This window comes from Fodinicola feengrottensis (genome assembly GCF_039530045.1).
GTDB lineage: Bacteria > Actinomycetota > Actinomycetes > Mycobacteriales > HKI-0501 > Fodinicola > Fodinicola feengrottensis.
Genome location: NZ_BAAANY010000009.1, coordinates 338,443 through 355,833, shown reverse-complemented (window position 1 = coordinate 355,833; position 17,391 = coordinate 338,443). Strand labels below are relative to the sequence as shown.

Sequence of the window (17,391 nt, the reverse complement as noted above, 5' to 3'; positions counted from 1 at the left end):
GCGTCGCCCACACGCTGCGGGTGCCGGTGCGCGCCATCAGCAGGGTGCTGCCGCGTACGAACGCGGGCCATCACCACGGCACCGAGCCGAAAGAATCGGCCGAGCTGCCGATTATCGACTGTGGTCTCTACATTGAGGGCGTCCGCGAACCGGGCACTGTGGACTACCGCGAAGCCTTGCGGGAAGCCGAAAAACACCACAACTCGTTTGTCTGGCTCGGATTGAAAGAGCCGACCGAGGCGCATATGGACGAACTGGCAGAGGTTTTCGGCCTGCACCCGCTGGCCGTTGAGGACGCGGTGGTCGCGCACCAGCGGCCAAAACTGGAGCGTTATGGCGAAACCATGTTCGTCGTGCTCAAAACCGCCCGCTATGTGGAGCATCCGGCGCTCACCGCGACCAGTGAGGTGGTTGAGACCGGTGACGTGATGTTGTTTATCGGCAAGCATTTCGTGCTCACCGTCCGGCATGGCGACGCGTGCCATCTCTCCGGTGTACGGGCCGACCTCGACAACAGTCATGAGGACCTGTTGAAACAGGGGCCATGGGCGGTTTTCCACGCGGTCTGCGACAACATCGTGGACCGGTATGTGGAGGTCGCCGAGGCGATCGAGGACGACATCGACGAGATTGAGGCGGACGTGTTTTCGTCCGGTGCCACCGATGTCCGACGGATTTACAACCTCAAGCGCGAGGTGATCGAGTTCAAACGCGCGGTGATTCCGCTGGCCAGGCCGCTGGAGGCGCTGCATTCGGGCCAGGTCGGCGGGGTGCCGCTGGAAATTCGCCGCTATATCCGGGACATCGCCGACCACGTCCGGCAAGTGACCGAAATGCAGCTCGGCTTCGACGACCTGCTCAATTCCGCGTTGCAGGCCGACCTGGCGCAAATCGGGGTTCAGCAGAACAACGACATGCGCAAGATTTCCGCCTGGGTGGCGATCGCCGCCGTACCAACAATGCTCGCCGGTATTTACGGTATGAACTTCGACCACATGCCCGAACTTCGGTGGGCGTACGGTTATCCGGCCATCCTGTTGGTGATGGCGGGTGTGTGCTTGCTGCTCTACCGGATGTTCCGGCGCAGCGGTTGGCTGTGAGGCCGCACAGCCGTTAGGGCGGCCGCCCCAGGTAGGTCGGCCGCCCTTTCGGGCCAGTTACTTGGGTGTGCTGCCGTTGGTACGGGTCGTGGACCGCGGCGTTTTCGCGGCGGTCTTCGCCGAACCGGTGGCGGCCGGGCTGCCGTTCGGAGTGGGAGTCCCGTTCGGGGTGGGTTTCGCGGCGGCCGGCTTCGCGACTGGGGTCTCAGAGGGTGCGTCGACAGGCTTCTGGGCCGCTGCCGTCGGCACGTCGGCGACCCGCGTACCGACCGGGTCGGTCGAGGGTGCGTCGTAGTCTTCCCAGCGCGGTTCCTCGGTCCGCCGGGCCAGCAGGCCGGCGGCCGCACCCACCGCGGCGCCCACCGCGAGCGCGCCGATCACCAGTGGCCAGCGGCGGCGCGGCTTGCCGGAGCGCAGCGCGAGGGTGGCGTCCTTTGCCCGGCGCTTGCCCTCGGCCACCGCGAGCTTGGCGTCCTTGCGGGCGCCGCGGGTTTGCTTCTCCAGCTTCTTGCCGGCCTTCTTGCCCGCCTTGCGGGCGTCACCGCTGGCCTCCAAAGCCGCTTCGACGATCGGGGCGAGCCCGGCGAGCGCCTTCTCTACCGTCGGCAGCACCGCGTCGCGGGCCTGCTCCACCTTGGGTGCGATGGCGTCTCGGGCCACCTCGGTCGCGGTGCCCGCCGCCGTACGCAAGTGGTCCAGGCCTTCGCCCAACTCGGCCACTATCTCGTCCTTGCTCGCGGTCGCCTTCCTACCGAAAGCCATCCGTTGCTCCCCTCGGTGCCGGATCGCTGGCTGTCCTATTCTCCATCTTCCACCCAGTCAAGCAGCGCCACCACACGGGGCAGTGGCCTGGTCATGGGCCGCATCGGGGCTGGCCGGGCCGGGTGGAAGAATGTAATCAGTTGGCGATGTGCCAGGTTGTCCAAGTGGTGAGACCGCATCGGGCGGTCCAATCCCAACCGCGGCCAGCGTCCGACACTCACTCAACCCAAGGAGAGCAGACCGTTGGCCGAGGAACTCTACGCAACCCTGACCACCACATCGGGTCAGATCAGGCTCCGGCTGTTCCCAGACCACGCACCCAAGACCGTGCGCAACTTCGTCGAGCTGGCGGAGGGCACCCGGGAATGGACCGACCCGGCGACCAAGCAGAAGACGAACCGCAAGCTGTACGACGGAACGGTCTTTCACCGGGTGATCGCCGGCTTCATGATCCAGGGCGGTGACCCGCTGGGCCAGGGCATCGGCGGCCCGGGCTACCAGTTCGACGACGAGCCGCACCCCGACCTGGTCTTCGACCGGCCGTATCTGCTGGCGATGGCGAACGCTGGCATCCAGGGCGGCCGCGGCACGAATGGCTCGCAGTTCTTCATCACGGTCGGCCCAACCCCGCACCTGAACCGCAAGCACACCATCTTCGGCGAGGTCGTGGACGACGACAGCCGCAAGGTCGTGGACGCGATCGCCACCACTCGTACCGGCGGCGGCGACCGGCCGGCCACCGAGCAGGTCCTGGAGTCGGTCGTCATCGAGCGGGTCTCGTCTTGACCCTGCGATTGGCGCTCCCATGACGATGCAGCCGCCGTCGGGTCTCTCGTCGCCGCCGATGTGCTATCGGCACCCGTCGCGGGAGACCCATATCCGGTGCATCCGGTGTAACAAGCCCATCTGCCCGGACTGCATGAACGCCGCCTCGGTCGGCTTTCAGTGCCCCGACTGCGTACGAGAGGGCAGCCGGACCGTCCGATCAGGCCAGACTGTCTTCGGTGGGTCGCTCAGCGGGGAGCGCGGCACGGTCACCTATGTGTTGATCGCGCTCAACATCGGCGTGTACGTGGCGAACCTGATCTGGTCGGCCGCGGCCGGTGCGTCGGTGCAGCAGCTGATCCAGATCGCCGGTTTCGGCGGCGGGCCGGACCTGGACTACCTGGCGGGTGCTGCGAACAACGGCCAGTTCGGGGGGATTGACACCGGCCAGTTCTGGCGGTTGCTGACCTCCGACTTCGTGCATATCGGCATCCTGCACCTGGCCGTGAACATGTACGCGTTGTTCCTGTTCGGCCGGGAGTGCGAGCGGCTGCTGGGCCGCTGGCGGTTCCTGGTCCTCTACCTACTGACCGGTATTGGTGGCGGCACGCTGGTCTACCTGTTCCAGAACGTCAGCAGTGCCGGCGCGTCCGCGTCGCTGTTCGGCCTGCTGGCCGCGATGTTCTTCTTCTTCCGCAAGCTGAAGGCGAACCTCGGCGGCCTGGTCGGGATGATCGTGATCAACCTGGGGATCACATTCTTCGTGCCGGGGATCTCGATCCTGGGACACCTGGGCGGCATGGCCTCCGGCGCGCTGCTCGGAATCGGGCTGGCGTACGCGCCGCGTGGACCCATGAGACTGCCGGTGCAGGTCGGCACCATGGTCGCGGTCGCGATCCTGCTCTTCGTCCTGGTGGCCGGCAAAACCCTCGCCTCCAGCATTTTCTAGGCTGACGGCAGCACAGATCAGGGCCTTCTCCCGTACGCGGGAGGAGGCCCTGAAGTGTTTTTAGCGACCGGTTCGCAGCGAGCTGAGCCGCTCGGCCACCGCGGTGCAGTCCGCGCCGAGCTCGCTGGCGCTGAACAGGTGCAGTGTCTCGCCGGTGTCGATCTCGAGCAGTTCGGTCCGCAGGCCAAGACGCTTGCGCACGTCCACCCGTACCCGCTCGACCGCCGACCATGGCAGCTCGCGGTGACCACAGAAGCCGGTGACCACCCGGACGCCCTCGGGGCTTGCGGAGAGCCGGACCGGGGCGAGCAGATCCCGCAGCGTGAAGGCGGCCAACGCGACCGTACCGATCACCACCAGCGCGAGGGCGGCCCGGTCGCCGCCGGTCAGCAGCACCCCGGCCGCCACGAAGACCACCGTCAGGGCAGCCTTGAGGACGGTGAAACGGACCGGCACCCTCCACCGGGTGGTCAGACCCTCGGGCACGTTGTCCACACCGTCCTCATCCACAGTTGTGGATAACTCCTGGGGAAAACTACAAAGCTGTGTTTCCGCTGCTCAGCGCCACTGGGTGAGGACACCCAGAGACACCACCAACAGGCCGAAACCGGCCGCCAGGTTCCAGTACGACCAGGCCGCCACCGGGTAGCTGCCCTGGGACATGTAATACGTCACCAACCAGGCGATCCCCACTGCGATCAGCGTCAACGCGGTGATCGGCACCCACCGCGAGCTGGGCCGGCGCTTTCGGGCCCGCGCCATCGCTGACGGACGTGACTCCGTCGGCGGGGTGTAGACCTTCTTCTTACGAACACGAGACTTGGGCACTGGATTCTCCTCAGGCGATCCTCGCCAGCTAGCGTAGACAACATCTCGCGCCGATGAGGAGGCAACGTGTCCGCAGGTGGTGTTAACAACACATCTGGGTCATCTCAGCCTGGGGCCGAACGGGGCCAAATCGACCCTAAATCGGCGTCCTCGGGTGCGCCATCGGGGCGGACTCGCAGCGCTGACCGCAAGGCCGAGCGGCGCCGGCAGGCCCGCTGGTCGGTGGTGGTGCCGGTGGTGATGATCGGCGGCGGCATGTTGTTTGCGGCCAGCGCCGAGACCGCCAACGGCACTGACCTGCGGTCCGGCCGCCAGCTGCAACTGCAGCAACTCATCAACTCGCGCAACGCCACCGTCACTTCACAGGAAGCCACCGCCCGCGAGCTGCGCCGGCAGATCCAGCAGTCCACCGCCACTCGCGCGCACACCGACGGCCGGATCGCGGCGGCCCAGTCACAGTCCGGCGGGCTGGAGCAGCCAGCCGGGCTGACGGCGTTGGCCGGACCTGGCCTCACCGTCAGCCTGAACGACGCGCCGCACACCGCGGACGGCCAGTTGCCGCCCGGCGCCACCGTCAATGACGTGGTCGTCCACCAGCAGGACGTGCAGGCGGTGGTCAACGCATTGTGGGCTGGCGGAGCCGAAGCGGTCAGCGTCATGGGGCAGCGGTTGATCTCCACCGGGGCAGTGCGTTGCGTCGGCAACGTCCTGCTTCTGTACGGTCGTACGTACTCACCGCCGTTCGTGATCTCCGCGATCGGGCCACCGGAGAGCATGCGGGCGGCGCTGAACAGCGCTCCAGCGGTGCTCGCCTTCACCCAGGCGGCCAGGGACTTCGGTCTGGGCTACCGGGTCACCAGCCAGACCGATCTCAAGGTGCCGGGTTATATCGGCCAGGTGTCTTTGCCGCTGACCGGAGGAACGAAATGACCGTGTATCGCAGCTCAGCTGCGCTCGGGGGAAGTCCATATAGCAGTCATACGAACCAACAGGGCGGCAGCCACGCGGCCGCCTCGGCGAGCCTGGGCACCATCGTGCGGGCGATCATCCGCGGGTTCGGCCAGACGTTGATCACCCTCGGCCTGGTGGTGATGCTCTTCGCCGGGTACGAGGTCTATGGCAAGGAGCTGCAGGTCGATGGGAACAAGGACACCCTGAACTCGCAGCTCAACCAGCAGTGGAGCCACCAGACCGGCGCGGCCGCGAGCACCCCGATTCCCGGCCAGGGCCTCGCCCGGATCTACATCCCCCGGCTGCAGAAGGACTGGGTCGTGGTGGAGGGTGTCACCCCGCACGACATCAGGCTGGCGCCGGGCCACTACCCGAAATCCCAGCTGCCCGGCCAGGTCGGCAACTTCGCGGTCGCCGGTCACCGGATCAAGGCCATTTTCTACGACCTTGACCAGCTCAAGAACGGTGACGAGATCGTCGTCCAGACCCGTACGGACTGGTTCATCTACAAGGTCAGCCTGACCGAGATCGTCAGCCCGCACGAGGTGTCGGTGGTCGACCCGGTGCCGCACCACCCAGGTGCCACGCCGACTCAGAAGATGATCACCCTGACCACCTGCAACCCGAAGTGGGACAACTACCAGCGGCTGATCATCCACGGGGTGTTGGCCAGCACCCAGCCGACCTCCGCCGGCCAGCCGCCCGAGATCACCGGGAGCTGATCGCCGTGTACACCTGGATCTGGCGCGTTCTGCCCGGCGGCCTGCCCGGCAAGATCATCGGCACCATCGTGCTGCTCGCGGTCGCGATCGCGTTACTGTGGCTCGTGGTCTTCCCACTGCTGGAGCCGCTGTTGCCGTTCGGAGACGTGACGGTCAACTGAGCCACCCGCAGTCGGTCAGGGGCCCTTCGCCAGCGCGAGGGGCCCTTTTCCGTCTGCTGTGGCGCGTGCGGGCAAGTGCGTAAACCGGCCTCAGACAGCTTTCAGGGGCTTCCTGCCGTACGACGGACCCACCGACCTTGGCGGCGTACGACAGTGGCCCACCGGGCGCTGTCCGCGCTCGATGGGCCACTGTCCTGCGGGCGATCAGTTGGTGTTCGTACCCGTGCCGCCGGCGGTCGTGGTGGTCGGTGGGGTCGGGTTGGTCGTGGTGCCACCACCGGGGCCGCCGACGAGAGTGCCGGAGCTGGTCGTGGGGCTGGGCGTCACTTGCTGGTGGCGCCAGACGACCAACTTGACTGTGGTGTTCTTGGCCGCGTTGGAGTTGCCGTCCGGCGTCTGGCTGGCGACCGTGTTGTCCTTGGACTGGTCGTCGGTGTTCTTGTAACTCACGCTCACCTTGAAACCGGCTTGGGTGAGCTGGCTGCGAGCGTCCACGAGGGCGCTGCCCACCACGTCCGGCACCGGGATCAGGCCACCGGCGACCTTGACGTTGATGGTGCCGCCAGCCGGGATCGTGCCGGTCTTGGGGTCCTGCGAGGTGATCGTTCCGGCGGTGGCGTTCGAGGCGTTGTCCGCGGTCTGCACCACATGCACACCCTTGCCGGTTGCCCACGTCTGCAGGGCCGTCACCGGCTGCCCCGTGAAGTCCTGAACGGTGACCGGGGCCGGGCCGGTGCTGATGGTCAGGCTGCAGCTCGCGCCCTTTTTCGCCTGGGATTTGCCGTCCGGGCTCTGCTTCGTCACGTTGCCGGCGGGGACCGCGGGGTCCGCGGCGGTCGGTGTGTCGCAGTTGGTGAAGCCGGCCTGGCTCATGGTCGAGACGGCCTGCGCCTTCGGCTGTCCCACCACGCTCGGCACCTCTACAGTCGAGCCGCTGAGCAGGAAGGTGGTGGCCAGCGCCGCGACCGCGAAAACGATGATCACCGCGAAGACCACACCGGTGATGATCAGCCCACGGCGGCGCCGGTGCTCCTCCTCCGGCTCGACCCGGCGATGGTGTTGCTGCTGGAGCGGCGGCGCGCTGATCAGCTGCGTACGCTCGTCGTCGCTCATCACCGGGGTTGCCGACACCGGCCGGCCAGCGGCGGCCCGGAGCAGGTCCGACCGCATCTCGGCGCCAGACTGGTAGCGGTTCGCCGGGTTCTTCGCCATCGCCTTCAGCACGATCGCGTCCACGTCCGGCGTGACGTCCGGGTTGAGCTGGCCCGGCGGGATCGGGTTCTCCCGTACGTGCTGGTACGCCACCGCGACCGGGCTGTCACCGGTGAACGGCGGATGCCCGACCAGCAGCTCGTAGAGCAGACAGCCGGTGGAGTAAACGTCCGACCGGGCGTCCACGGTCTCGCCGCGGGCCTGCTCGGGCGACAGGTACTGGGCCGTACCGATGACCGCCGACGTCTGGGTCATCGTGGACGTGCCGCCGGCCACCGCGCGGGCGATGCCGAAGTCCATCACCTTGACCGCGCCGGTGGTCGTCAGCATCACGTTGGCCGGCTTGATGTCCCGGTGCACGATGCCGTTGCGGTGGCTGAAGTCCAGCGCCGAGCACACGTCGGCGGTGATCTCCATGGCCCGCTCTGGCTGCAGGCGGCCCTCGTCGGCGAGCACTTCCTTAAGGGTGCGGCCCTCGACGTACTCCATGACGATGAACGGCAGCGGGACGCCGTCGGCGCTGGTCTCCTCGCCGGTGTCGTAGACCGCCACGATTGACGGGTGGTTCAGCGAAGCGGCGTTCTGCGCCTCTCGCCGGAACCGGGCCTGAAAGCCCTGGTCGCGGGCCAGGTCCGCGCGCAGCACCTTGACCGCCACGTCACGGCCCAGCCGCTGGTCGTTGCCGCGGTGCACCTCGGCCATGCCGCCGTAGCCGAGAATCTCTCCGAGCTGGTAACGACCGCCGAGCAGACGTGCCTCAGTCATGCCACTGCCCCGAAAGGATCTCATCTGCCGGCTGACAGCAGACGGCTCCCCGCTGGTCTGGTTCACCGGCGCGGGGCGTGGAACGCCGCCTGGCTGGCACGGACATCTGCGTTCTTCCTGACCTCTCTACAGTTCCTACGAATTCGTCGTAGCCGGCGGCGTCGGAGACGCCGGTGGGGCGCTGGTCGGTGGCGGTGGGGCCGCCTTCTGGCAGTAGACCGTCACTGTCTGGCCGCGCATCGCCTGGGTAGGCGTGACCGAGTTGACAGTGCCCGGAGTGCCGTTCGGGTTGTCGTTCAGGACCTCCTGGGTGGCCAGGCCCTTGGCGCGAATCTGGCTCTCCGCCTGCGCGCACGGCTTGCCCACATAGTCGGCGGGGTTCAGCACGATGGGCTGCGGCGGCGCGGAGCCGGCGTGGCCGCCACCGGGCACGCCGGGCTGGGAGGGTGGCTGGACGACCGGGCCGACCGAGTGGCCCGCGGCCGGCGCCTGGCCGGTGGGTGAGGAGACCTTGGCGGACGGGCTGGCCGGGGCACTGCCCGTGCCGGCGCCCTGCGGCGCGGTGTCCGAGCCGTTCCCGTTCGGGTTGCCGGTCACCTTGCTCTGCGAGTTCACCACCTGCGGGTTCACGTTGTGCATCGTGATCGCGTAGCCGGCGCCGACCAACAGGACCAGCGCGAAGGCGGCGGCGATGCCGATCGCCCACGCACCCGTACGGCGACCGCCCCTGCGTTGCCGGATGGTGGTGCCCAGCGCGGCCGCGTTGGCCACCGTCGGGGAGGCCAGTACGACCGTGCCGCGGCCCGGCTTTGGGATCCGCGGGGTCGGCGCCTTGCCGGACGACGTGACGACCCCGGACATGGCCGCCCGGGCCGCGCTGGACAGCACGTCCATCGAGGCGAACCGGGAGCCTGGCTCCTTGGCCATCGCCCGGGTGACCAGCGCCCGAGCCGCCGGTGGGATGTCCGACGGCAGTGCCGGCGGCTTGTCCCGCAAGTGCGCGAGCGCCACCCGGGTGGGGTTCTCGTCGGTGAACGGCCGGCGGCCGGACAGGCACAGGTACGCCACCACGCCGAGCGAGTACTGGTCGCTGGCCGGAGTGGCGCGCTTGCCAGCGGCCTGTTCGGGCGGCAGGTACGCGGCCGTACCGAAGACCTGACCGGAGGATGTGATGTGGCTGGACTCGACCGTACGAGCGATGCCGAAGTCGGTCACCACGATGGTGTTTGCGCCGGTGGCCGGGTCGTGCTGGACCATCAGGTTGGCCGGCTTCACGTCCCGGTGGATGACTCCGGCCCGGTGCGCGGCCTGCAGCGCCTCGGCGGTCTGCGCGATCAGCTCGAGAGTGGTGTCCACCGGCAGCTTGCCGACCCGGGCCAGCAGGTCGGACAGCGGTTCGCCGTCGACCAGCTGCATCACCAGATACGCCTGTGGGGGGCCACCCTCAACCGAGGTCTCGCCGTAGTCGTACACGGCGGCTATGCCGGGGTGGTGCAGCCGCGCGGTGTTCCGCGCCTCGGCCCGGAACCGGTCGACGAAGCCCGGATCGGTGGAGAGCTGGGCGTGCATGATCTTCAGTGCGACCGAGCGGCCCAGCACCTCGTCGTGTCCCCGCCAGACCTCGCCCATGCCGCCAACGGCAATCCGCGAGTCCAGCCGGTAACGGCCACCCAGTAACGCACCCATGGTCACATTCATCACTGCCTCGCAGCCTCAACAGCGGCTTGGAGAACCTTGCCGCCGATCGCAGTCGGGACCGAACTTGACCCGCCGGCCTGGTCCAGCACGACGGCTACCGCCGCCACTGGCTTGCCGCCGTCGATCGCGTATCCGATGAACCACACTGTGTCTTGCTTGCCGTCGCCGTTCTGTGCCGTGCCGGTCTTGCCGCCGACCGTCACCCCGGAGATCTGCGCCTTCTTGCCGGTGCCGTCACTTACCACCGACTGCATCATCTGCTGCAGCTGCTGTGCGACCGCAGGGGTCATCGGCTGGCCGTACTGCGACGGGCTGGTCTTGCCCAGCGACAACAGGTCCGGGCCCTGCACGTCACTGACCAGGTACGGCTTCATCTCGGTGCCGTTGTTAGCCACCGCGCCGGCAATCATGGCACCCTGCAGCGGCGTCATGCGGACGTCCCGCTGACCGATCGAGGACTGTGCCAACGAGGGCTGGTCCACGATCGCGCCGAGCTTGCTCTGTGCCGCATGGATCGAATCATTGGAGATATCGGCGTCAAAGCCAAACGCGTTGGCCTGTTTGCGTATTTTGTCCGTACCTAAAGTTACCCCAAGATGCGCATACGCAGTGTTACAGGAAACTCTCAGAGCGTCGAGCAGCGTGGTCGGGTCGCCGGTGCAGGCCGTTCCGTCGTCGTTCTTGATCGGCGTGCTAGTGCCGGGCGCGACGTACTGCAGACCGGCCGGGACCTTGGTTTGCGGGTTGAAGCCGTTAGCGAGGGCGGCCGCCGAGACGATCGTCTTGAACGTCGACCCGGGTGGGTAGCTCTCCTTGAGCGCCTTGTTCAGCAGCGGTGAGTTGGTTTCGTCGCTGTTGAGCCGGGTGAAGGCGCTCTTCTCGGATGCGGAGTCGTGAGTGGAGAGCTGGTTCGGGTCGAATGACGGGCTGGAGGTCTCGGCCAGGATCGCGCCGGTCCGCGGGTCCAGCGCGACGACCGCGCCGCGGAACTGGGACTGCGCGGCCAGCCCGTCGAAGGCGGCCTGCTGCACCTTCTGCTTGACGGTCACGATCACGTTGCCGCCCTGCGGCTGCCGCCCGGTGACCAGGTCCGACAGCCGCCGGACGAACAACTGGTCGGAGTCGCCAGACAGGATCGGGTCCTGATCCGCCTCCAGGCCGGTCTTGCCGTAGCTCACCGAGTCGTAGCCGGTGACGGCCGCGTAGAGCGGGCCGGCCGGGTACGTCCGCAAGTACTTCAACTTGCCGGAGGTCTGCTGGACCGACGCGATCGCCTGCCCGTCCGCGTTCACGATCTGGCCGCGCTTGCGGTTGAAGTCCTGGATCAGCGTGCGCGGGTTCCGCGGGTCCGTACGGTATGCCCCGGCCTTGATGAACTGGACGTAGTTCAGGTTGATGAACAGCAGGGCGAACAGGACCATCACTGACACCGCCACCCGGCGGATGGGAGCGTTCACAGCCGGACCACCTCCGTCGGTGCGCTTTGCAGTTGCACCGCGGGCGCGGCCGTCACGGCCGGCCGCCGGCCGGTGTCCGAGATGCGTAGCAGGATGGCCACCAGGATCCAGCTGGCCAGCAGGGACGAGCCGCCGTACGAGAGCCATGGGGTGGTCACGCCGGTCAGCGGGATGAGGTCGGAGACCCCGCCGATGATGACGAAGACCTGCAGGCCGATCGAGAAGGCCATGCCGCCGGCGAGCAGCTTGCCGAACGAGTCCCGTACGTCCAGGGCGGTCCGCATGCCGCGCAGGCTGATGATCGCGTAGAGCATCAGAATCCCGGTCAGACCGAAGAGTCCGACCTCCTCGCCCAACGTGGTGGTGATGAAGTCGCTGGAGGCGACCGGCACGATGGCCGGATGACCGGCTCCAGGCCCGGTGCCGAACAGGCCGCCGCTGCCCAGTGCGAACAGTGACTGGACCAGTTGGTAGCCGGTGCCGGCGGCGTCCGCGAACGGGTGCAGCCAGATGTCCACTCGCAGTTGAACGCGAGCCACCACGGACCACGCGAAGACCGACCCGCCGATGAACATGACCAGGCCGATCAGCAGCCAACTGGTCCGCTCGGTGGCGATGTAGAGCATCGTGATGAAAATGCCGAAGTAGAGCAGCGAGGTGCCCAGGTCCCGCTCGAACATCAACACCAGCAGCGAGACCAGCCAGGCGGTCACCACCGGGCCGAGGTCGCGGCCGCGGGGCAGGTCGATGCCGACGAACCGCTTGCTCGCCAGTGACAGCACGTCCCGCTTGCTGACCAGATATGACGCGAAGAAGACCATCAGCGCCAGCTTGCCGAACTCACCGGGCTGGATCTGCCCGACGCCGGGCAGTGCGAGCCAGATCTTCGCGCCGTTGTTGTTCGGGTCGCTGATCCGGGACGGCAGCACCGCGGGCAGGATCACGAACAGCAGGCCGCCGATGCCCAGCGTGTACGAATACCGGGAGAGCACCCGGTGGTCCCGAATGAACAGCAGGACCACGCAAAACGCGGTGATCCCGACCAGTGTCCAGATGACTTGCCGCAGGCCCTGGCCGCCGTACGTCTCCGGCAGCGTGCCGCTGCCGGTGGCCGAGACCAGCCCGAGCCGCTGGATGAAGATCACGCCGATGCCGTTCAGCAGCGCGACACACGGAAGGATGATCGGGTCCGCGTACGAGGCGAAAAACCGCACGACCACGTGCGCGATCAGGAAGACCGCGGTCAGCGCCGCCGGGATGTAAACGCAGTTCAGGTTGATGGTGCCCTGAAGTGCCGCCTGGATGGACGCGGACACCATCAGCACGATCGCCATCGCCACGAGCAGCAGCAACAGCTCGGCGTTGCGCCGGGTGGGCTGCCGTCGACCGGCCGGGCGGGCGGTCGGTGCGGACGCGGTGGTCGTACTCATCGCAAGCTCATCGTGGTCGGCAGGTCGAGTCGGCTGGCGGAGTGCTCGGGCTGGGAGTCGGGGAGGGGGACTGCGACACGGACGGATGCGGGCTGGGCGAGCCACCGGGATGTGGGCTGGGCGTGCCGCCGGGGTGTGGGCTGGGCGAGCCGCCCGGCCGGACCGGGTCGGTGCCGGTCTGCCCGATCGGGGCACACAACGGCTTCAGCTGGTCCCGCAGCCGCTTCACGATCGCTTCGGCGTCGCTGGCGTCCTGCGCGGTGATGCCCTCGGACACCGAACGGGCGGCCACTGGCTGCAGATCGGTGAGCACGATGTCGCTCTCGCTGGAGAGCCGGGACAGACCTATCCCGGCCACCGTTCCCCGTACGCCCCGAAAGATCGCGACATGCCCGTCGGTGGTGGCGCCGACGTAGTACTGGTTCTGCGTGTACGTCCAGCCGCCGAAACCGATCGCGGCCACCACGATCAGCGCGGCGACCACCAGCAGGGTCGTACGAACGCGGTGCCGCGGCGGTGCCGGGTCGTCGTCCTCTTCGTCGTCTTCCTCGACCGCGGGATGCGGGCGGGCCAGTGCCGCCCGGCCAGCCGCCGAGTCCGGTCGCGCGCCGGAGGCCCGGCCGCGGTCCCGGGCCGCCGCACCGCCCACCACTGGGGCGTCGTCGCCGGTCTCGCGCTCCATGATGTCCGCCACGATCACCGTGACGTTGTCCGGCGCGCCGGCCCGCAGTGCCAGCGACACCAGCCGGTCGGCGACCTGGGCCGGCGTCTGCAGGCCCATGGTCTCGCCGATCGTCTCCTCGCTGACGACCACGGTAAGGCCGTCGCTGCACAGCAGGTAGCGATCGCCCGGCACGGCCTCGCGAACCGAGAAGTCCGGATCCACGTCCCGGCCGTCCAGCGCCCGGGTCAGCAGCGAGCGCTGCGGATGGGTGCCGGCCTCCTCCTGGGTGATCCGGCCCTCGTCGACGAGCATCTGCACGTACGTGTCGTCGCGGGTGATCTGGTTGACGTCGCCGTCCCGATACACGTACGCGCGAGAGTCGCCGACGTGCACGACCGCCAGCCGGTTGCCGGAGAACAGCATCGCGGTCAGCGTGGTGCCCATGCCCTCCAGTGCCGAGTTGTCCTCCACGGCCCGGCGGAGCTGGTCGTTGGCGTCGGCCACCGCGTTCTTGAGGGCATCCACCAGGTCCGCGCCGGGAGCGTCCTCGTCCAGCGGCGCGAGCGCGGCGACCACGATGTTGCTGGCCACCTCGCCGGCGGCCATGCCGCCCATGCCGTCGGCGACCGCCAACAGCCGGGGTCCGGCGTAGACCGAATCCTCGTTGCCTTCACGGATCAGTCCGCGGTCGGACTTGGCGGCGTAGCGCAGGGTCAGACTCATGAGGTCAGTCCGATCTTTCGGACGATCTCAAGGCTGCGCTGCCTCTGGGAAGTCTGAGTCATGACCTCAACTCGAACGATGTGCGGCCGATGCGTACGACCGCACCGAGGGGGACAGGGGTCGGACCGGTCACCTTGGCTCGGTCGAGGTACGTCCCGTTGGTCGAACCAACATCCTCCACCAGCCATTGACCGCCCCGAGGAACCAACCGGGCGTGCCGGGTGGAAGCGTAGTCATCGGTCAGTACCAGCGTCGAGTCGTCCGCCCGGCCGATGGTGATAGGGCTGTCTCCTAGCGTGATCCGAGTTCCGGCGAGAGCACCTTCGGTGACCACCACAGTACGTGCCGTCTTGCCGCGCTTGACCTTCGCAGGTCGTGCGGACGCCGACGGGATGCCCCGCGGACTCGCCACCAACCTGGCCTGCCGGGTCCCGAACAGGTCGCGGCGAACGACACCGATCACCGCGAACACGAAGATCCACAGCAGCGCCAGGAACCCGAAACGGGCGACGGCGAGTACGACCTCAGGCATGTGTCCTAGCTGTCCAGTCGCAGGGTCAGGGTCGTCGTACCGACCTGGATCACGTCACCCGGCTGCAACGCCACCGCGTTGATCCGCGAGCCGTTCACCGCCGTGCCGTTCGTCGACCCGAGGTCCGTGACGACCACCCGGGAACCGTCGAAATCCAGTCGGGCGTGCTGCCGGGAGATACCCACGTCGGCGACCCGCACCTGCGCCGCCTCGCCACGGCCGAGCACGGTGGAACCGATCGACAGCGAGTACTGCCGGCCGTCGGAGGCCACCAGCCGCGCGGTTGCCCCGACCGGCTGACCGTACCCGCCGCCCTGTGGCGGCGGACTATAGGGCACCGCGGAGTTCGGCGCGCCGGACGACTGGGCCGGCGGAACCGGCCCGGTCGGCGCGTACGGCGCGGGCCCGCCGCCATAGCCGCCCTGCTGGTACGACGGTGGCGGCTCCGGCTCCACACTGCCGGTGTAGACCTCGCTCACCACCCGGAACATGCCCGTGTCGAGCCCGTCGCCGCGCTCGATCTCGACGATCACGTCGCCGTAGACCGTCCACCCCTGCTCACCGATGAACTCCGCCTGCGCCTGTGCCAACTCCTGGGCCAAGGCCGCCGCGTACTGCTCAAGCCGGTCATGATCCGAAGCGGACAGGTCGATGATGTAGCGGTTCGGCACCAGCGTCCGGCCACCACCCAGGATGGACCGGTGCGCGTCAGCCTCCCGCTGCATCGCGCTGGCAATCTCGACCGGGTGCACGACACCCTTGAAGACCTTGGCGAAAGCCCCCTCGACCAAGCCCTCGAGCCGCTTCTCGAAGCGCTGCAGCACCCCCACGATCGCCCTCCCGATTATTGACCAGGAGTGATGGTATCCGGACCCGGCACACCCGTCAGGTCCGCAGTAGCCCGTCTGCTACGGTGATCGAGCGCTGAGGGCAAGTGGCGGAATGGCAGACGCGCACGGTTCAGGTCCGTGTGTCCGAAAGGACGTGGGGGTTCAACTCCCCCCTTGCCCACCAGAATGGGGTTTCCCTGTCCGTGGAGAGCGCGGACCGGGTTCTGGCGGCGATGCCGCCTGGGGGCCTGAGCCCCCAGACCCCCACGCCAGGGGAGTTCCCCTGGACCCCCCGATAACAAACTCGATTGCTGCGGGTCGCCCTGGTCGCGATGCGGCTTTCGTAGTTGTACCGGGAGTTTGTGGGTGTGGGCTTGGAAAAAAGTACCGGGTGAAGCTGTCGTCGATAGTTGTTCTCGACCGGTTGGTAACGCGGGTCTTCGGGTATCTGCGCTGGCCCTCTGGGTGTGACGGTGGCTACCGAAATCTCGTACGAGAGTCACGTCACACCTTTCGATCGTGGGCCATCGTGCGCCTTGATCTTGCCGGTCAGTGGGCCCGATAGCTAGAGCAAAACGGACGGCGCTGGCCGGTAAGTCAGAAGGTCAACGAGAGCGTGAGGCGTTCGGTTCCGGACTACTGCTCGATGGGCTCGGGTTCCGGGCGGGAGTCGTAGGCCGACTGGGCGGCGCCGATCTCGGCCATGTGCTCGTCGGTCCAGTGCACCATCGTCGAGACCACCTCCAGCAGGGTCCTGCCCAGTGGGGTAAGGGCGTACTCGACCCGCGGCGGCACGACCGGATAGACCGTACGACGGATCAGGCCGTCGCGTTCCAGGCTTCGCAAGGTGACCGTCAACATCCGCTGGCTGATGCCGTCGATGGTCTTCTTGAGGTCACCGAAGCGCATCGTGTGCTCATCCAGGCTGGAGATCACGTAGATGGCCCACTTGCTGCCAATCCGGCCGACCACCTCGCGTGCCTTACAGTTCGTGGTCATCGGCACTGGCTGGTCGGGAATATCCGGCAGAGAAAGATCCGAAAAGGTACTATTTCCGACATAAACGTCGGCAGTATCGGTCGGCAGGCTCATTGGTTACCTCCGTGTAACTCAGGTATGTGAAAGTGCCGTCTTGTCATTGATCCTTCAACCTTCCTACAGTTCCTATTGGTTCTCAATAGGAACCATGACACGAATCGGAACTGACGCTGGTTGTGGAACTGGCTGAACAGGAGAAAGTGCAATGACCTCGGCATCTGTGCAGATCCCCGGCTTCGTCGCGGGCAAGTGGGCAATCGACCCGGTGCACTCGCACGTCGGGTTCTCGGTACGGCACCTGGCCGTCAGCAAGGTGCGGGGCGAGTTCAAGACCTTCTCTGGCGAGATTGTCACCACCGAGAACCCGTTGGACTCCAGCGTCACCGCGACCATCGATCTGGGTTCGATCGACACCAACAACGAGGGCCGGGACGGGCACCTGAAGTCGGCCGACTTTTTCGAAACCGACAAGCACCCCACGCTGACCTTCGCCTCCACCGCCGTACGCCAGGACGGCGACGACTTCATCGTGGCCGGCGACCTCACCATCAAGGGCGTCACCAAGCAGGTCGAACTCAAGCTGGAGGTCAACGGCTTCGGCCCGAGCCCGGCCGGCACGGTGGCCGGCTTCACCGCCACCACCGAGATCGACCGGCGCGACTTTGGCGTCAACTTCACCGGCTCGGTCCCGGGCACCGACGTGCTGATGGTCGCCAACAAGATCTCCATCACCCTGGAGATCGAGGCCGGCCTGCAGGAGGGCTGATCGTACGAGCAAACGAAAACGGAGCCGGGAAATCCCGG

At 67.4% G+C, this 17,391-nt stretch carries 18 protein-coding genes and 1 tRNA gene; 8 read left to right on the top strand and 11 right to left on the bottom strand.

The features are described 5' to 3' along the window. Positions 1-26 precede the first annotated feature (26 nt). Entirely contained in the window at positions 27-1,100 is a 1,074-nt protein-coding gene (corA, locus tag ABD301_RS14230; protein WP_425551946.1) for a magnesium/cobalt transporter CorA, read from the top strand. Positions 1,101-1,157: 57 nt separating this feature from the next. Here corA and ABD301_RS14225 read toward each other — a convergent pair whose 3' ends face one another. After that, positions 1,158-1,862 (bottom strand): hypothetical protein, encoded by a 705-nt coding sequence (locus ABD301_RS14225; RefSeq protein WP_344310568.1) that lies wholly within the window; start codon positions 1,860-1,862, stop codon positions 1,158-1,160. 243 nt (positions 1,863-2,105) lie between these two features. Here ABD301_RS14225 and ABD301_RS14220 point away from each other — a divergent pair, with 243 nt between their 5' ends. Both ABD301_RS14220 and ABD301_RS14215 read left to right on the top strand, forming a co-directional pair. Beyond that, positions 2,106-2,648 (top strand): peptidylprolyl isomerase, encoded by a 543-nt coding sequence (locus ABD301_RS14220; RefSeq protein ID WP_344310566.1) that lies wholly within the window; start codon positions 2,106-2,108, stop codon positions 2,646-2,648. A 19-nt stretch (positions 2,649-2,667) separates the two neighbouring features. Beyond that, complete coding sequence (locus ABD301_RS14215; protein WP_344310564.1) at positions 2,668-3,576, top strand: rhomboid family intramembrane serine protease; 909 nt, start codon at positions 2,668-2,670, stop codon at positions 3,574-3,576. A gap of 60 nt (positions 3,577-3,636) precedes the next feature. Here the strand turns inward: ABD301_RS14215 and ABD301_RS14210 are convergent, their stop codons facing one another. After that, a complete protein-coding gene (locus ABD301_RS14210; protein ID WP_279580154.1) occupies positions 3,637-4,086 on the bottom strand; it encodes a PH domain-containing protein in 450 nt (149 codons plus the stop codon). 48 nt (positions 4,087-4,134) lie between these two features. Continuing rightward, positions 4,135-4,404: a cell division protein CrgA gene (locus tag ABD301_RS14205; protein WP_163568221.1), complete on the bottom strand. Its 270-nt coding sequence runs from the start codon at positions 4,402-4,404 to the stop codon at positions 4,135-4,137. A gap of 66 nt (positions 4,405-4,470) precedes the next feature. On the opposite strand from ABD301_RS14205, the gene ABD301_RS14200 reads away from it, so the two are divergent. Genes ABD301_RS14200 through ABD301_RS14190 form a run of 3 tightly spaced genes read left to right on the top strand, consistent with a single transcriptional unit; the run spans position 4,471 to position 6,238 of the window. After that, positions 4,471-5,334 carry a DUF881 domain-containing protein gene (locus tag ABD301_RS14200; RefSeq protein ID WP_344310560.1) on the top strand — a complete coding sequence of 288 codons (864 nt, stop codon included), beginning with the start codon at positions 4,471-4,473 and terminating at the stop codon, positions 5,332-5,334. Continuing rightward, positions 5,331-6,077: a class E sortase gene (locus ABD301_RS14195; protein WP_163568222.1), complete on the top strand. Its 747-nt coding sequence runs from the start codon at positions 5,331-5,333 to the stop codon at positions 6,075-6,077. The genes ABD301_RS14200 and ABD301_RS14195 overlap by 4 nt, the downstream gene beginning before the upstream one ends. A gap of 5 nt (positions 6,078-6,082) precedes the next feature. Then, entirely contained in the window at positions 6,083-6,238 is a 156-nt protein-coding gene (locus ABD301_RS14190) for a hypothetical protein (RefSeq protein WP_344310558.1), read from the top strand. Between the two features lie 204 nt (positions 6,239-6,442). Here the strand turns inward: ABD301_RS14190 and pknB are convergent, their stop codons facing one another. From pknB to ABD301_RS14155, 7 genes are all read right to left on the bottom strand, one after another. Then, entirely contained in the window at positions 6,443-8,215 is a 1,773-nt protein-coding gene (gene pknB / locus ABD301_RS14185) for a Stk1 family PASTA domain-containing Ser/Thr kinase (RefSeq protein ID WP_344310556.1), read from the bottom strand. 135 nt (positions 8,216-8,350) lie between these two features. After that, entirely contained in the window at positions 8,351-9,913 is a 1,563-nt protein-coding gene (locus ABD301_RS14180) for a serine/threonine-protein kinase (RefSeq protein ID WP_344310554.1), read from the bottom strand. Beyond that, positions 9,913-11,370, bottom strand: coding sequence for a peptidoglycan D,D-transpeptidase FtsI family protein (locus ABD301_RS14175; protein WP_344310552.1), 1,458 nt, complete (start codon positions 11,368-11,370; stop codon positions 9,913-9,915). Before ABD301_RS14175 ends, ABD301_RS14180 begins: the two co-directional genes overlap by 1 nt. Continuing rightward, positions 11,367-12,800 carry an FtsW/RodA/SpoVE family cell cycle protein gene (locus tag ABD301_RS14170; RefSeq protein ID WP_344310550.1) on the bottom strand — a complete coding sequence of 478 codons (1,434 nt, stop codon included), beginning with the start codon at positions 12,798-12,800 and terminating at the stop codon, positions 11,367-11,369. The genes ABD301_RS14175 and ABD301_RS14170 overlap by 4 nt, the downstream gene beginning before the upstream one ends. Positions 12,801-12,807: 7 nt before the next feature. Then, a complete protein-coding gene (locus tag ABD301_RS14165) occupies positions 12,808-14,187 on the bottom strand; it encodes a PP2C family protein-serine/threonine phosphatase (protein ID WP_163568226.1) in 1,380 nt (459 codons plus the stop codon). A 58-nt stretch (positions 14,188-14,245) separates the two neighbouring features. After that, positions 14,246-14,719, bottom strand: a complete 474-nt coding sequence (locus ABD301_RS14160) for an FHA domain-containing protein FhaB/FipA (RefSeq protein WP_163568227.1) — start codon at positions 14,717-14,719, stop codon at positions 14,246-14,248. Between the two features lie 5 nt (positions 14,720-14,724). Next, positions 14,725-15,549: an FHA domain-containing protein gene (locus ABD301_RS14155; RefSeq protein ID WP_344310546.1), complete on the bottom strand. Its 825-nt coding sequence runs from the start codon at positions 15,547-15,549 to the stop codon at positions 14,725-14,727. A 98-nt stretch (positions 15,550-15,647) separates the two neighbouring features. On the opposite strand from ABD301_RS14155, the gene ABD301_RS14150 reads away from it, so the two are divergent. Continuing rightward, positions 15,648-15,733 (top strand) — tRNA-Leu (locus ABD301_RS14150). A gap of 452 nt (positions 15,734-16,185) precedes the next feature. Here ABD301_RS14150 and ABD301_RS14145 read toward each other — a convergent pair. Continuing rightward, positions 16,186-16,548 (bottom strand): winged helix-turn-helix transcriptional regulator, encoded by a 363-nt coding sequence (locus tag ABD301_RS14145; protein ID WP_163568229.1) that lies wholly within the window; start codon positions 16,546-16,548, stop codon positions 16,186-16,188. A gap of 244 nt (positions 16,549-16,792) precedes the next feature. Here ABD301_RS14145 and ABD301_RS14140 point away from each other — a divergent pair, with 244 nt between their 5' ends. Then, entirely contained in the window at positions 16,793-17,353 is a 561-nt protein-coding gene (locus tag ABD301_RS14140) for a YceI family protein (protein WP_163568230.1), read from the top strand. Positions 17,354-17,391 lie beyond the last annotated feature (38 nt).

What these genes read in the sequence shown, in the direction of transcription:
- ABD301_RS14225 (WP_344310568.1), bottom strand. Translation starts at nt 1,862, where the DNA reads ATGGCTTTCGGTAGGAAGGCGACCGCGAGCAAGGACGAGATAGTGGCC.
- ABD301_RS14215 (WP_344310564.1), top strand. Translation starts at nt 2,668, where the DNA reads ATGACGATGCAGCCGCCGTCGGGTCTCTCGTCGCCGCCGATGTGCTAT.
- ABD301_RS14195 (WP_163568222.1), top strand. Translation starts at nt 5,331, where the DNA reads ATGACCGTGTATCGCAGCTCAGCTGCGCTCGGGGGAAGTCCATATAGC.
- pknB (WP_344310556.1), bottom strand. Translation starts at nt 8,215, where the DNA reads ATGACTGAGGCACGTCTGCTCGGCGGTCGTTACCAGCTCGGAGAGATT.
- ABD301_RS14180 (WP_344310554.1), bottom strand. Translation starts at nt 9,913, where the DNA reads ATGAATGTGACCATGGGTGCGTTACTGGGTGGCCGTTACCGGCTGGAC.
- ABD301_RS14170 (WP_344310550.1), bottom strand. Translation starts at nt 12,800, where the DNA reads ATGAGTACGACCACCGCGTCCGCACCGACCGCCCGCCCGGCCGGTCGA.
- ABD301_RS14165 (WP_163568226.1), bottom strand. Translation starts at nt 14,187, where the DNA reads ATGAGTCTGACCCTGCGCTACGCCGCCAAGTCCGACCGCGGACTGATC.
- ABD301_RS14160 (WP_163568227.1), bottom strand. Translation starts at nt 14,719, where the DNA reads ATGCCTGAGGTCGTACTCGCCGTCGCCCGTTTCGGGTTCCTGGCGCTG.
- ABD301_RS14145 (WP_163568229.1), bottom strand. Translation starts at nt 16,548, where the DNA reads ATGACCACGAACTGTAAGGCACGCGAGGTGGTCGGCCGGATTGGCAGC.
- ABD301_RS14140 (WP_163568230.1), top strand. Translation starts at nt 16,793, where the DNA reads ATGACCTCGGCATCTGTGCAGATCCCCGGCTTCGTCGCGGGCAAGTGG.